11 protein-coding genes and 1 pseudogene are annotated in these 13,534 nt (G+C 61.4%); 7 read left to right on the top strand and 5 right to left on the bottom strand.

Features of this window, described 5'->3' with window-relative positions; all coding sequences use genetic code 11:
* Positions 1-10: 10 nt before the first annotated feature.
* Positions 11-721: an SDR family NAD(P)-dependent oxidoreductase gene (locus AAC645_RS02550; protein ID WP_340313597.1), complete on the bottom strand. Its 711-nt coding sequence runs from the start codon at positions 719-721 to the stop codon at positions 11-13.
* Between the two features lie 80 nt (positions 722-801).
* Here AAC645_RS02550 and AAC645_RS02545 point away from each other — a divergent pair, with 80 nt between their 5' ends.
* A complete protein-coding gene (locus AAC645_RS02545; RefSeq protein ID WP_340313596.1) occupies positions 802-1,689 on the top strand; it encodes a LysR family transcriptional regulator in 888 nt (295 codons plus the stop codon).
* 172 nt (positions 1,690-1,861) lie between these two features.
* On the opposite strand, the gene AAC645_RS02540 is transcribed toward AAC645_RS02545, so the two are convergent.
* From AAC645_RS02540 to AAC645_RS02530, 3 genes are read right to left on the bottom strand one after another with little or no spacing between them, the layout of a single operon-like run.
* The gene (locus AAC645_RS02540; RefSeq protein WP_340313594.1) at positions 1,862-3,343 is read right to left on the bottom strand and encodes an efflux transporter outer membrane subunit; all 1,482 of its coding nucleotides are present in this window, start codon (positions 3,341-3,343) and stop codon (positions 1,862-1,864) included.
* Between the two features lie 18 nt (positions 3,344-3,361).
* On the bottom strand, positions 3,362-4,858 hold the full coding sequence (locus tag AAC645_RS02535; RefSeq protein WP_340313590.1) for an MFS transporter: 1,497 nt from the start codon (positions 4,856-4,858) through the stop codon (positions 3,362-3,364).
* Positions 4,855-5,895 carry an HlyD family secretion protein gene (locus AAC645_RS02530; RefSeq protein ID WP_340313588.1) on the bottom strand — a complete coding sequence of 347 codons (1,041 nt, stop codon included), beginning with the start codon at positions 5,893-5,895 and terminating at the stop codon, positions 4,855-4,857. Before AAC645_RS02530 ends, AAC645_RS02535 begins: the two co-directional genes overlap by 4 nt.
* Before the next feature lie 69 nt (positions 5,896-5,964).
* Between AAC645_RS02530 and AAC645_RS02525 the strand changes: the two genes are divergently transcribed.
* The 6 genes and pseudogenes from AAC645_RS02525 (at position 5,965) to AAC645_RS02500 (ending at position 12,588) form a co-directional block, all read left to right on the top strand.
* A complete protein-coding gene (locus AAC645_RS02525) occupies positions 5,965-6,675 on the top strand; it encodes a TetR/AcrR family transcriptional regulator (protein WP_340313586.1) in 711 nt (236 codons plus the stop codon).
* Positions 6,676-7,102: 427 nt separating this feature from the next.
* Complete coding sequence (locus tag AAC645_RS02520; protein WP_340313584.1) at positions 7,103-7,675, top strand: hypothetical protein; 573 nt, start codon at positions 7,103-7,105, stop codon at positions 7,673-7,675.
* A 220-nt stretch (positions 7,676-7,895) separates the two neighbouring features.
* A pseudogene (locus AAC645_RS02515) lies at positions 7,896-8,526 on the top strand (tyrosine-type recombinase/integrase).
* A gap of 182 nt (positions 8,527-8,708) precedes the next feature.
* Positions 8,709-10,034, top strand: a complete 1,326-nt coding sequence (locus tag AAC645_RS02510) for an SIR2 family protein (protein WP_340313582.1) — start codon at positions 8,709-8,711, stop codon at positions 10,032-10,034.
* Complete coding sequence (locus tag AAC645_RS02505; RefSeq protein ID WP_340313580.1) at positions 9,992-10,564, top strand: hypothetical protein; 573 nt, start codon at positions 9,992-9,994, stop codon at positions 10,562-10,564. The genes AAC645_RS02510 and AAC645_RS02505 overlap by 43 nt, the downstream gene beginning before the upstream one ends.
* Positions 10,561-12,588: an AAA family ATPase gene (locus tag AAC645_RS02500; protein ID WP_340313578.1), complete on the top strand. Its 2,028-nt coding sequence runs from the start codon at positions 10,561-10,563 to the stop codon at positions 12,586-12,588. The genes AAC645_RS02505 and AAC645_RS02500 overlap by 4 nt, the downstream gene beginning before the upstream one ends.
* Positions 12,589-12,595: 7 nt before the next feature.
* Here the strand turns inward: AAC645_RS02500 and AAC645_RS02495 are convergent, their stop codons facing one another.
* On the bottom strand, positions 12,596-13,384 hold the full coding sequence (locus AAC645_RS02495) for a transglutaminase-like domain-containing protein (RefSeq protein ID WP_340313576.1): 789 nt from the start codon (positions 13,382-13,384) through the stop codon (positions 12,596-12,598).
* Positions 13,385-13,534 lie beyond the last annotated feature (150 nt).

Below are 13,534 nucleotides of genomic sequence, written 5' to 3'. Positions count from 1 at the left end.
CCTCCTGTCATCAGTGTCCGGCGCTCTGACCGCCGTCGACGTGAAGGATCTCACCCGTCACGAAGCCAGCATCCTCCAAGTAGAGAATTGCCTTCACGATATCCTCGATCTCCCCCATCCGATTGACGGGATGGAGTGCCGCAAGGGCGTCGTACGTGTTGGGAGAATGCATCGGCGTCTTGATGATCCCAGGCGACACGGCATTCACGCGAATGCCGCGCTTGGCATATTCGATCGCGAGGCTGCGTGTGGCCGCATTGAGACCGCCCTTGGTTAGCGCGGCGATCACCGAAGGCACCCGCCCATCGGCCTGTTCGGCGAGCGTGGTGGTGATCTGAACGACATGGCCGCTGCCCTGCTTCTCCATCGCAGCGATTGCGCGCTGGGTGATGAAAAAGAAGCCGTCGAGGTTGGTGGACAGCTTGGCGCGATATTGCTCCTCCGAATATTCGGTGAAGGGGCTCGCGATGAAGATGCCGGCATTGTTGACCAGGGTATCGACACGCCCGAAAGCTTTCAACGCGGCATCGACGACCTTCCTCCCCGTTGCAGAGATACCGATATCGCCCGCTATGGTCAGGAGGTCGGGATCATCGGACGGCTGGATCGAACGTGACGTGGCGACCACGCGATAATCGCGCGCGCGGAAGGCCTGGACGATGCCGGCGCCGAGCCCTTGCGACGCTCCCGTCACGATGGCCACTTTACGTTCTTGCGACATGTTGATCTTCCCTTCGCTGCTGTTTGACCAGCCACAGCTAGGGCGTTTCCAGATGGGCGAAAATTCGCTATGATTTCACAATGGCTGATAGAAAACGCACAGAGCTAGACTGGCAGGATCTTCGCTTCTTCCTCACCCTCGCACGCCATGGCAGCTTGTCGGCCGCGGCGCGGGCCTTGGGCGTCAATCACGCGACGATCGCGCGGAGAATCCGGGCGCTGGAAAGCAGCGCGGGCAGCAAACTCGTGGAGCGGCGCCCAGATGGCTATGTGTTGACGGCGGCGGGCGGCGATGTTCTGACAGCAGCAAGCGACATGGAGGCCGCTGCGCGGACGATTGGGCGGTATGCGGCGGATAGCACGCCGCGCGGCCTGGTCCGGATCAACGCCTCTCCCGCGCTCGCCCATGGTTTTCTCGCGGGGCGGCTGGTCAGCCTGACGGAAGTATATCCTGGCCTGGATATCAATCTTGCGACAGACGTCCGTACGATCAGCCTCGAGCGTCACGAGGCCGACATCGCCATCCGACTGAGCCGTCCCGAGGACGGTGACATCATTGCGCGACCGCTGGTACGGATCGGCTACGGCTTTTATGGAACGCCGGCCGCTTGCGAACGCGTCGAAGATGGAGGCGATCCCATTTTCATCGGTTTTGACGAAGCCGACAGGCATGTTCCCGAAGCTGCCTGGCTCGCCCGCCACTTCCCACGTGCAAGACTGGCCTTTCGCGCCAGCAACCAGTTTGCTCAAGCCATTGCAGCGCGCGCTGGCACCGGCATCGCGCTGCTCCCGCATTATATCGGTCGTGTGGAAACCACGTTGCGCCCCTGCCACATGGAGCAGGCGCCGCCCTCGCGCGACGGGTGGCTGCTAACCAGGCGCCGCGATCGCAGCGAGCCCGTGGTTCGCGCGATGGCCGATCATATTGTCGCCCTTTTCGATCAGGAACGCGCGCTGTTCGAAGAGTAGAGCGTCAGTCGGGACGCGATACAAACCCGGCACACCGGCCCACGTCATTGCGATGAACCGCACGTTCGTCGAAGTGCCGCTCCCGAGGTCCATTATCGCTCCTTCCTGTAATGGCGAAATCTCGACCAAACGCCGGTATTTCCCGGGCCAACGGGTCGCATCGCGTTGATGACTAGCGAGTGTGAGAAAGCGGCGTCGTGGAAGCTGCGAGGGCCATGGTTCGGCCTTCGAACGCGCCGGCGGAATTGCCGCCCAGCGCAACCAAAAGCTGCACCGTATCGAGATATTGCGCCGTCCTAGCCTGAACCTCGCCCAGCGAGGCGCGCTGATAGGCGCGTTCAGCATCAAGAACCTGGAGGACCGCGATCTCCCCCGCGCGGTAGCCAGCTTGGTTCAGGCGCAAGCTCGCTTCGGCGGCATGCAAGGCGCGGTCCTGCGCCGCGGCTTCCTCGCCATCATGGTTGATCGCCTGCAGGAGATCGGCGACCTGACCTAGCGACCGGATCACGGTCTGCTGATAGCCGGCGAGTGACGCCCTGTAGCCATCCATCGATGCACGCCGGTTTGCCTTGAGCGTGCCGCCATGAAAGATCGGCGCGATAAGGCTCGATGCAATGTTCCAAAGCGTGCCGATGCCTGGGCCCGCCGTGCCGAGCGAGGCCGACAGATCGAGATGCGGATAGAGATCGGCGGTTGCAACGCCGATCGCCGCACTCGCCGCATGAAGCTCGGCCTCAGCCGCGAGGATGTCGGGACGGTCGCGGGCGACATCAGACGGCAGGCTAACCGGCAGCCTCGCGGGCAGCGCGAAGTCGGCCAGGTCGAAGTCGGGCGCCACCCAATCGGCAGGCCCCTTGCTGGCCAGTACGGACAGGGCGTGGCGGGCGACATCCCGTTGCTGCATGAGCGGGGGCAGCAGTGTCTCGTCCTGCGCGAACTGCGTCCTCGCCAGCGCGACATCGACCTGGGTGGCACTGCCATAGCGATGCCCCGTCTCGACGAGATCGAGGTTCTTGCGGTCGTCGGCCAGCAGCGACTGCACTGCGTCGATCTGCGCGCGCGCCGATGCGAGCAACAGCGCCTGGGTCGCGACATCACCGGTCAAGGTCAGATAGGCGGCGTCATAATGGTGCTTCTGGAGATCGGTGATCGCCGCGCGCTCCTCGACCAGCCGCTTCTTGCCTCCGAAAATATCAAAGTCGAAACTGACGGTCGGCCCCAGCGCATAGAAGTTCGAGGCTCCACCCTCGAGCCGCTGCCGGCCGCCTTGGGCGCCGAAATCGACTTGAGGTCGAAGCCCGCCACGGGCAGCAGCGACAGTTTCGTTCGCCTGCGCGATCGTCGCGTCGGCCGCCACGAGATCGAGATTGCCGCCGATCGCCTGGCGCATCACCCGATCGAGCTTCGCCGAGCGGAGGGCCGACCACCAGTCGCCCCCGATTTTCTCTCCAAGGTCGATATGCTGGGCAGCAGCCGCATCGCCCTCGTCACCGAGCCGCTCTTCCGCCTGCCGGTCATAATGGGTCGAGACGGGCGCGGCCGGCCGTTCGAAATTGGGCCCCGCGGCCCAGGCAGACAGCGGCACCAGCGCGCTGCCGGCGATCAGGGCGCGACGGATGGTTTTGCCGAGCGATGGTGAGGTTTTATCGTTCATGTAACGGCTCCTCGAAGGTCAGTTGGCCGGTCGCGGTGTGCGGAGAAACAGGACGAGCGGGCTCACTATGAGAATGGCGACCATCAGCAGCTTGAACTGATCGATGACGGCGATCAGCGCCGCCTGGCCTGTCACACCCTCGTTGAGCATGGCGAAACCCGACACCGAACCTGGAGCGGCGGCATGCAGGGCGAGTTGATGCGCCGTGAGATTGCTGCCGAGCGCCAGATGCATCATCTGGGTGTTGTCGTAGAAGAATATCTGAACGACCGCGATCCCGATGGTGCTGCCATAGAGACGTGCGAGATTGAACAAAGCGGTGCCTTCCGGGCGAAGCGCCGGAGCGAGCGTCGCGAACGCGGTACGGCTGAGCGCAGCCATCAGGATGCCAAGGCCGGCCCCCTGGAGGGCGCCCGCGATGACGACATACTGCCAGTCCATCAGCGGCGAATAACCGAGCATCTGCCCGTTGCCGCCGACGGTGAGAGCGATACCGCCGATCACGAGCAGGCGGCTGTCGACCCATTTGAGCGATCGCGCGGTGAGGATCAACCCAGCGACCAGCGCCGCGCCGCGCGGGATCGAGATATAGCCGGTGGTATCGGCCGGATAGCCGAGAAGCTCCTCCAGCATCGGCGAGGTCAGCGCCAGAGTAGGCAGCAACACGAAACCGAACGCGAAGAACATGACGGTGCACAGGGTAAAGTTGCGATCGCGGAACAGCGCCTTGTCGAGAAAATGCCGGCTCGAGGTCAGGATATGGACCGCGTAGAGATAGAAGCCGAGCGCCGACGCCGCGGCTTCGAGGTAGCTCTCGGCCGACTCGAACCATTCCATGCGCTCGCCGCGGTCGAGCAGCATCTGCAACCCGATCATCCCGAGCGAGAGCGTGGCGAAACCGAAAAGGTCGAATGATGGCGCCTGCGCGGGCTTATTCTCGTCGAGATACAGCAGCATCACCAGGAAGATCAGCCCCGTTACCGGCAGGCCGAGCGAGAACATCAGCCGCCAGTCATGATATTCACTGATCACGCCCCCGATCGCGGGACCGCTGAGGATACCGACCAGCACCGTCACTGTCGCAATCAGGCTGACACGCGCATGGCCCTCGGGCGGCGTTGCTTCGAGGAGGATCGCCAAGGCGAGCGGCGCGATCGGGCCGCTCGCGGCGCCTTGGACGATCCGGGCGGCGACGAACTGCAGGGGCGTGCTCGCCTGGGTGGCAAGCCACAGACCGAGCGCGAACAGGACGAGCGAGCCGAGGAAAAGCCCTTTCCGGCCGAGAACACCCGCCAACCAGCGCGTCATCGGCATCGTAACGGCACTCGCCGCGATGTAAGACGAGAACACCCAGCCGATCTCGTCGTCACTCATCGACAGCGCGCCTCCGATATGGAGCACCGCCGCGTTGGGCAGAGAGATGTTGGCCGCCTGCAGATAGCTCGCGACCAGCGCCGCCGAAACCACCCAATAGCGGCTGCTCGTCGTGGCGTTCGGAGCGGCCGCGGCGGTCATAGCGCTGTTCCGCTTACCGGCGCGTCGGTGTCGATCCGCGCGGTGACGCTGATGCCCGAATAAAGCGGCCACCTGGGGTCGATCGCGTCCAGTTCCAGCCGTATCGGCAGTCGCTGCACCACCTTGACCCAGTTGCCGGTCGCATTTTCGGGCGGCAGCAGCGCGAATTGCGATCCGGTGCCGGGGCTCATGCTGACCACATGCGCCTTGAAGCTGTGCCCCGGATAAGCATCGACGGCGATCGTCGCCCGTTGCCCGGGGCGCATGTGGGTCAGCTGTGTTTCGCGGAAATTCGCCTCTACCCACATATGGCGGGCCGACATCATCGCGAATATGGCAGCGCCACTATGGACGAAATCCCCCAATTGGAGGTCGTCGACCTTCGTCACGATACCATCGTCAGGCGCTAGAATCCGCGTATAGGCGAGGTCCAGGTTGGCGCGATCGAGCTGCGCTTTTGCTTCGCGGACGGTCGGATGCTGGTCCACCGCGATGTTCGGATTGCCGTTCAGTGCGGCGACCGTGGTGGAGACCTGCTGCTCGGCCGACGCAACATGTTGCCGGCCGACCTTGTAGTCGGTCTCGGACCGTTCATAAGCCGACCTAGATGTAAAATCGGATGCGAGCAGGTTCTTCTTTCGATCAAATTCCTGAGCGTCGAATTCGCCAGAGTCCCGCGCCGACTGCAGCTCGGCGAGTTGCTGACGATAGGTCGCCTTCAAGGCGTTGATCTGAATCCGCGCATTGCCCAGTCGCGCTTCAGCCTCCTCGACAGCAATTTCATAGGGTTCGGGATCGATGCGGAACAGCAACTGGCCCTTCCGAACAAACTGATTGTCCCGCACCGCAATTTCCACGACCTGGCCCGACACGCGCGCGTTGATCGAACCTTTAGTGGCGCGGATGAAGGCGTTGTCGGTGGATGCATAGCGCTCATTCGCCTGGTATTCGGCTGCTGCGCCCACCAGCAGCAAGATCGGAACCGCTACCATCAGCGGCCGGCGCAGCCGTTGCCGGAGCCCAGGTCCTGAGCTCACTTTTTCTGCTCTGACCGCCGGTTCCCTGGCCACATTGAAGTCCGCCTGAGCAGAAGAGGATGAAGTGACTTGCATGGCGGATCTCATTCCTCATTGCTTTTTGTACTGTTCCGCATAAATATTCCTCGCAAGAACGAGTCGTCAAGAGTTTTATGCGATATGGTACAAAACACTGCAGGGCCGGAATTGAAACGTCGCGGGCGGCCCAGAGCCTATGATCCCGAGATAGCGCTCCAACGCGCCATGGAGGCGTTTTGGAAGAGCGGATATGCTGGCACCTCACTCGACGATATCGTCGCCGCAACCGGTATGAACCGACCGAGCCTTAGTGCGGCTTTCGGGGACAAACGCACCCTCTACCTCAAGGCGCTCCGTGCCTATTGGGAAGCTAAATTTGCGGCGATGAGTAAGGCGCTCAGCGGCGGAACTCTGCAAGAGGCGCTGATGCGAGCTTATGAGGCGTCGCTGTCGATTTACTTCTCAGGAGACCAGGGGCCGCGCGGCTGCTTTGTCCTTGGGACAGCAATAACTGAATCCGCTGAGGATCAGGAGATTCGAGACATCATCAGTAACGGTTTCGAAAAGCTTGATGCCCACTTCGAAGCCCGACTTCGAACAGCCGCTGAGGCAGGCGAGCTCGACCCAGGTGCCGATACGGCGGCTCTCGCGATGCTGGCTTGCGCCGCCATGCAGAGCATCGCTATTCGCGCTCGCGCCGGCGCGCCGCGGGATCAGCTGAGAGAACTCGCTCTGAAGGCGGTCAAGGTGATTTGCCGCTAACGGTAGCGAGCTGCCCTTCGAACGAGCTTCGGAAGGACGGCAGCTATTCCACAGGGGCACCGCAAAAAACCGTCAGACGGGAATCGCCCAGCTTCATTCGAAGAATCCGCCGGTCAGCAACGCGCCGCAATAGCAGCCATAGCGTGCCCATTTAGTGGCCCCAAATCCGGACCGGAAGCTTTTGAATGCGGTCTGACGATCGCCGCTGCCGCCATGCGATGAAAAGCGGACATCATATCGAAGCCGCACCTGCGGCGCGGATCCTGTTCGCCTTTAATTATTAACCACCTGCCCAGAATGTGTGTCTTAAGCTAGATTTTGGCTCAGCAATCGCACCTCATATTTCTGCTCCCGCAACCGCTAGTTGATTGCAAGCCATTGCAGAACGTCTCAGAAAGCTTCCGACAGCTTGCCGGGGAGCCATGGGATGGAGCTATCTGCATCAGCGGTGACGGGAGCAATGCGGATAGGGGTGCAGATTGCCACAGCTTATCGCGGTCCTCACCTCGAGATCTATTATCAAGTGATCAACCAGTTCGGACCAGAGACGACTTATCATTCATTGATGGGTACTGGCGATGTGACGAGAGCGGATACGATAAGATCGCAGGATTTATACATTCAGTTCTTGCTGGTCAATGTCGGTGGAATGCGCGCCACGAACGTCAAATTAACGCGCGCCGGCGATTTTTGTCGAGCGTCAGGTCGTGATTTTGGCGGGCTTTTCGAAGTTCCGATTGCCCAAATGCCGCCCGGCCAAGTCCTCCAGCTATTCCTGCTGGACGCCCATGAGCTCGATGCGCACGGCGAGGACGGAAGGAAGATCGGGATACAGGAGGGTTCCCTGAGCATTACGGTGGACTTTGATGCGCCTCGTACATTGTTGTCCATCTGGCGATACGCGTGGGCTCGTATCCGGCGAAAGTCGCAGCATCGTACGATGTTCGAGTGGCGGCCGGATATGGTGATGGGTGACACGCCTCCCCCACGCTTTGGCTAAACGACCAAAGGCCTTTATTCAGAGCGGTAATCCCGCCCTTGGTGAGAACTGGGTGTCGGATTCCATCTGCTTGCGCCTTAATTTCGGACATCCCGCGGTGAAAATCCTGCTCGCAAAAGTTGCCGTCGATTCAGGATAACTGCGGGGTCCGAGATCGCGGCGGCGCAGGCTGATCAGGCATAATCTCTCCATTGGCCATTCCGGCCAATGGAGATGTGTCATGGGAGTTTCTGATCTCGATCCTGACGCTCGCGGGCGTCGTGCGTGGAACGCCGGTAGTCTGGTTGGAGCCAAGCGACCACTCAAGCCGCGGGATGTCTGGGCCATTCGCTTCTTCTTGGATGAGCATCACCGGATGCGCGACCGCGCCCTGTTCGATCTCGCCATCGATAGTAAGCTTCGCGGCTGTGACGTCGTGAAGATCAAAATTGGCGATCTGGGAGCTGGTGGCACCATCCGGAATCGTGCGACCATCATCCAGTTGAAGACCGGACGGCCCGTCCAGTTCGAGCTGATGACGGACGCGCGAGCAAGTCTGTTGGCTTGGCTTTCGCGCCGTGGCGGATCTACGAACGACTTCGTGTTCCCGAGCCGGGTCGATTCTCGGCCATCTGAGCACTCGACAATATGCTCGCCTCGTAGACGAGTGGGTTTCTGCCATCGGCCTCAATGCACGCGATTATGGCACGCATTCGCTGCGTCGAACGAAGGCATCTATGATTTACAAGGCGACCGGCAACCTTCGTGCGGTGCAGATTTTGTTAGGCCACAGCAAGATTGAAAACACGATCCTTTACTTAGGTGTGGATATCGATGACGCCCTCACGTTGGCCGAACGTACTGAAATCTAACTGGGCAGCCCCTCGCCCGGCGAGGGGCTGATTGGGGCCGATAGCCGACTGGCAGCTTTTAGTCTCGTTACCTTGAACGCAGACCCGCCCCGAGAATTAGCGCTGACTTCGTGATGCTACCGACTTTCCCTTTCGAACATTGTCGTTACACTGGCGGAAGGGGAGCTCGTCGCAGCAACGCCATGGACGTCATTGATCTGCAATCCGGCGTGGAGAAGGCCGTCGATGCGCTGTTCGCAGACCGCCTCGCGTTGCTCTGCGGTGCGGGTCTTTCGATGGCCGCGCCGAGTTCGGTGCCCAGTGCGGCAGCACTGGCCTGGAAAGCGAAACAAAAATATGACGCGACGCATGGCGCTGCGCGGCCGCCACTGGCGGACTCCATAGACGACCAAGCTGAGTTTTTCTTTCAGCGCGGCGAACTCGCAGACGTCTATCTTCGCACCTATGTCGATCATGACGCCTTCGCAGGCGAACCAAATGATGGCCATTTCGCTACTGCCGATCTGCTCCTGACGGGAGCGATCGGAACCGCGATCTCGACTAATGTCGACACGCTTATTGAGACGGCCGGGAACATGCTGTTCGGTCATGTCGGCGTCGGTGTGAGCCGTGAGCAGGTCGCAGCGTTGCCGGCGTCGAAAGCGCCCCTTTTGAAAATCCATGGCTGTTGGACCGATCCGCCGGGCACCGTCTGGGCGGTTGGGCAAGTCGGCGTCGATCCCATCCATACACGCGTGACCCAGAGCGGCGCGTGGCTTACCCAGAGGCTCCTTGACCGCGATCTCATCATCGTCGGATATTGGACCGACTGGGATTATCTCAACGATGTGCTCGAGCAGTCACTGGGCGCGGTGAGCCCGAGCCGCATCATCGTTGTCGACCCCTGCGACACCGCTAGTTTCGAAACCAAGGCTAAAGCGCTGTTTGAACTCGGGCAACGCGCATCCAAGGGTTTTTTCCACGTGCAGGCATCCGGTGCCGTGTTCCTCAATCAGCTTCGCGTCGACTTCTCGCGCGCTTTACTTCGCCGCGTCCTGCATTCGGGCTCTGACGCTTACGCCGCACATGCGGGCGGTGCGCCTGATCCTGCTTGGCTCGAGCCCGCTATGGCCGACGCTAAAACGCTATGGCGCATCCGGCGCGATCTTGAAGGCGCCAACCCGAATGAACCCGCGAAATCTCATCAGCCGATCGAGGAGCCACTTCTCGGCATGACCTTGCTCCAACTTCAGGCGAAAGGCGCGACCGCCGAGGACAGCTGCTGGAATCTGGGTGGAACCCGAATTCGGGTGCTCCGCTCGATCAATCGTCCGCTCCACGAGGTCGAGGCCGCCTATGGGCGGGAGACGCCACCGCTTGTCGCGCCCGAATATGTCATCGCCGTCGGAGCGGAAGCGCTACCGCTGCCTTCGAGCATCGCGCGTGGAGCGCCCAAGGGTTCGATTGCCCGGGGATCTTCAACCAAATGGCGGTCACGGCCAGACGCAGTGGCGGAATTAGGCCTGTGACGACGCTCCAACTCGCCGCCGAGCAGCTTGCTGCCGCCGATTATTCGATAATGGTCGTCGATGACAGCTATGGCCCATATCTGATGTTTGAAAGCGATACTGTACTGGGCTTTGTCCTCGGATACGCGGATGCAGCCACGCTGATCGAGCGCTGGCGCCTGCAAAGCCAGCACATCCTCAAGACCGCGCAATTTGGCCTGCGCCGCGCAGAGGTCAAAGCCTGGAACGCCTACCTTATCCTCCTTGCCGAGGCCGCCGCAGACTATGGTCCAAGCGTCACGCTCAGCACGATCGAAGAAGACCTAACCGGAACACGCAAAATTGCGCGTGCCGGCATTGTTACCGACATGGACGCGCGTGGTGCGCTTTTACCGCTCCTATCGATGCAACACGCGCCACAACTCGATGCCGTCGACATGGCGGCGGAAGTTCGTCTGCGGACGTCCGAGCTTCCCGTCGAACTGATCGATGCTTTCGTAAGCGGCGCGGCCGATACCGCTCTCCTCCAGCTACTCGAGGGCGGCCAGTGAAGCTCAGCTACATCCATGTCCATGGGTTTCGTGGCTATCGAAAGCCGGTGCGGATCGATTTTGCCGAGAGCTTCACGATTGTCGATGGGCGCAACGGCGTGGGCAAGAGCACAATCTTCGACGCCGTCGAGTTCGCGCTGACCGGCACAATCAGCAAATATCTCGATGCCAAAGCGGACGGGGAAACCGTTGCAGATTATCTTTGGTGGACGGGCCCTGATGGTTCTGACGATGATCTCGGAAAGCATTTTGTCGAGGTCGGGTTCCGGGACGGCAATAGCCATTTTGAGATCAGGCGCACTCCGTTAGATCCCCAGACCCTCGATGTGCGCGCGAAAGTCGAGGGCCTCTTTCAACCGAACGCCGCACCGCGCGAGGCGATAGCGCAACTTTGCAACTCGACAATTATTCGCGACGAGCATATCGCCCGCCTCAGCCTTGATTTGAAGGAGGGCGACCGGTTCAACTTGTTGCGCGATGCGATCGGCGCCGTCGATGCCGAAGACTGGATAAAGCGCGCCCAGAGCTTGCACTCGACCGCGTCGAACCGGGTGAAGATTGCCGCCAGTGAGGTTGAAACGGCGACTTCCAGCCAAGCCGCCGCTGCTCGCCAAATCGATCAGGCCCGCGCCGCGCTGCCCGCGGCCGATCTCATTGGTCAGGCAAGCGCGCGGATTCAGCGCCTCCTCGGAGTGCCCGCGTCTGGCGCGCAGCTGCCAGATCTGTCCCGTCAGCGCTTGGCCAACCTTGCTGCCGAGGCCGAGGCCCTCCAGGGCCTGATCAAGAATTTCGTCCGCTATGAGCGAGTACGCGACAGTTTGCCCAACCTTGAGGAGCGCGCCTCTGAAGCGTCCGTCAACGCTGTCCTTGCCCAGCTTACTTACGAAGAAAGCCTGGCCGCGCTCGCAACCGCCCCAGTAGCGAGTCATTTATCCGGGCAGGCGCGTCAGCTCGAAGCCTTGGTCGACCTCGGCCGGAAACTTGGCCGACGGGAGGGCCATTGTCCGCTCTGCGAGAGTGGTGTCAGCCATGACCAGTTTGATCACGGCCTCGAACAAGCCCTGACGATCGCGCGGCAGTTCGACGCTCAAGCTGTAGAACAGGCCCAAAAGGAACGCGAACGCGACACTGCCCTTCGCAACTCTCAATTAGCCGACCGGACGCTCGAGGACGTCAACGATGAGCGTGATCGGATTCGATCATACGTCGAGACGTATGAGGCGCGCCTCACGGCATCTTCACTTTCCAAGGCGACGCTGTCCGACCTTGAGCAGCGACTTAGCAGCGTACAAGCGGAACAACAGAGTCTAGCAGCCGACCTCCGGGTTCTCGACACCCTCTCACTCGATCGCGTAATCACGCGCGCCTCGAGCGATCAGAGTGCGGCGACAGAGCGGGTCCGACAGGCAGAAATGCGCCTTGGGCGATTCCGTCTTGCCGAGGCGCGAGCAAAGGCGATCCACGATGCCGCGCGCCGTTCCGCCGCGGAAACCCTTCAACAGCGGCTCGATCGCGTTATTCCGTTGATGTCTGAACTCTATAAGCGACTTCGCCCGCATCCGATCTGGAGCGATATCGAATACAGCGTTCGCGGGGACGTTAAGCGTTTCCTGACCTTGAAGGTCGGCGGTGAGGTCAACCCCCAATTCGTCTTCTCCAGCGGCCAAAGGCGCGCAACCGGCCTAGCCTTTTTGCTGTCCGTCAATCTTTCGATCGCCTGGAGCAAATGGCAAAGCATCCTGCTCGATGATCCGGTCCAACATGTCGATGACTTCCGAACGGTTCACCTTGCCGAGGTTCTGGCGCAGCTTTGCCAATCGGGTCGCCAGATCATCTGCGCCGTTGAGGATAGCGCTCTGGCGGATTTGATGTGCCGCCGTCTGCCATCCTCGACCGCGGCGCCTGGCAAGCGGATAAGCTTGGGAACCGACCCCAGCGGCGCACTTGCCATCACTTACGAACAAAAAATAGCGCCCCTCATCCGCCGCGCCCTCGTTTTGCCCGATCAGCCGTTGAGCGCCTGACCTGAGGTCACGCCAGCGTCGCCAGCGTCTCTTTCACCCGCGCCCGGACGTCGAGATCGCGCGTGGTCTCGAGCACCGCCACAAGGCTCGCCCGCGCCGAGACCGTGTCGCCGACGATCAGCTCGAGCCGCGCCCGCTCCCACCACACACCGCCGTAAGACGGCGCAAAGGCGGTGATCCGCTCGAACAGGTCATGCGCGCGCTCGACATCGCCGCTCTGCTCGGCGCGCTTCGCCTGGTTGAGCAGCAGCCGCACGAGGAGCGCCCGGTTGGGCATCGCCGCGATCTGGACGGTCGCCGGCGCACCGCGCCGGCCCGAGGTCACCAGCGCCGCCAAATCCCCGGGACCAATCGCAGCCCCATCCTTGAATGGATTGATGATCACGGGCACCACCTCATCGCCGACCAGGATCAGGACATGGCCCGGCACGTCGAGGACATGCGCGCTCCACCCGGCACGCCTGGCGGCCGTCACATAGAGGATCGCGAGCGCGACCGGCAGGCCGCAGCGCCGGTCGATCACCCGGATCAGGTCGGCATTGGCGGGATCATCATAATGATCGATGTCGCCGGTAAAGCCATATTCGCCGGCGATCACCTGGGCCAACAGCACCGCGCGCTCGCGGTTGGTGTCGGCGCCATCTTCGACGAGCCGGGTCGCGATGTCGTCGAGGATGTCGCGATAGGGATCGAGATCGGTTTCGGGATTGTCGAGAAGCGCGAGCGCAAGCGCCGCCTCGTCGAGCGGGATCTGATCGTCGTCGAGGAGGCCCAGCTGGATGATGCCATCGGTCATAAAATGAAGATGGTGATGGCTTCTGTTTTCGCAAAGGGGCTGCCGATCACGTGGTGTTCAGCCATTGCACAAATCGAAGAACGTTCAGCGACGTAAGTCGCAATTCCCCGAACGATTGAATTGGCCCCACGAACGTGCACAGTGGTGCAA

It is taken from the genome of Rhizorhabdus argentea (genome assembly GCF_037861105.1).
In the GTDB taxonomy this organism is placed as follows: domain Bacteria; phylum Pseudomonadota; class Alphaproteobacteria; order Sphingomonadales; family Sphingomonadaceae; genus Rhizorhabdus; species Rhizorhabdus argentea.
The sequence above is the reverse complement of the archived record's forward strand: the minus strand, read 5'-3'. Positions and strand labels throughout refer to the sequence as shown.

What these genes read in the sequence shown, in the direction of transcription:
- AAC645_RS02550 (WP_340313597.1), bottom strand. Translation starts at nt 721, where the DNA reads ATGTCGCAAGAACGTAAAGTGGCCATCGTGACGGGAGCGTCGCAAGGG.
- AAC645_RS02545 (WP_340313596.1), top strand. Translation starts at nt 802, where the DNA reads ATGGCTGATAGAAAACGCACAGAGCTAGACTGGCAGGATCTTCGCTTC.
- AAC645_RS02540 (WP_340313594.1), bottom strand. Translation starts at nt 3,343, where the DNA reads ATGAACGATAAAACCTCACCATCGCTCGGCAAAACCATCCGTCGCGCC.
- AAC645_RS02535 (WP_340313590.1), bottom strand. Translation starts at nt 4,858, where the DNA reads ATGACCGCCGCGGCCGCTCCGAACGCCACGACGAGCAGCCGCTATTGG.
- AAC645_RS02520 (WP_340313584.1), top strand. Translation starts at nt 7,103, where the DNA reads ATGGAGCTATCTGCATCAGCGGTGACGGGAGCAATGCGGATAGGGGTG.
- AAC645_RS02510 (WP_340313582.1), top strand. Translation starts at nt 8,709, where the DNA reads ATGGACGTCATTGATCTGCAATCCGGCGTGGAGAAGGCCGTCGATGCG.
- AAC645_RS02505 (WP_340313580.1), top strand. Translation starts at nt 9,992, where the DNA reads ATGGCGGTCACGGCCAGACGCAGTGGCGGAATTAGGCCTGTGACGACG.
- AAC645_RS02495 (WP_340313576.1), bottom strand. Translation starts at nt 13,384, where the DNA reads ATGACCGATGGCATCATCCAGCTGGGCCTCCTCGACGACGATCAGATC.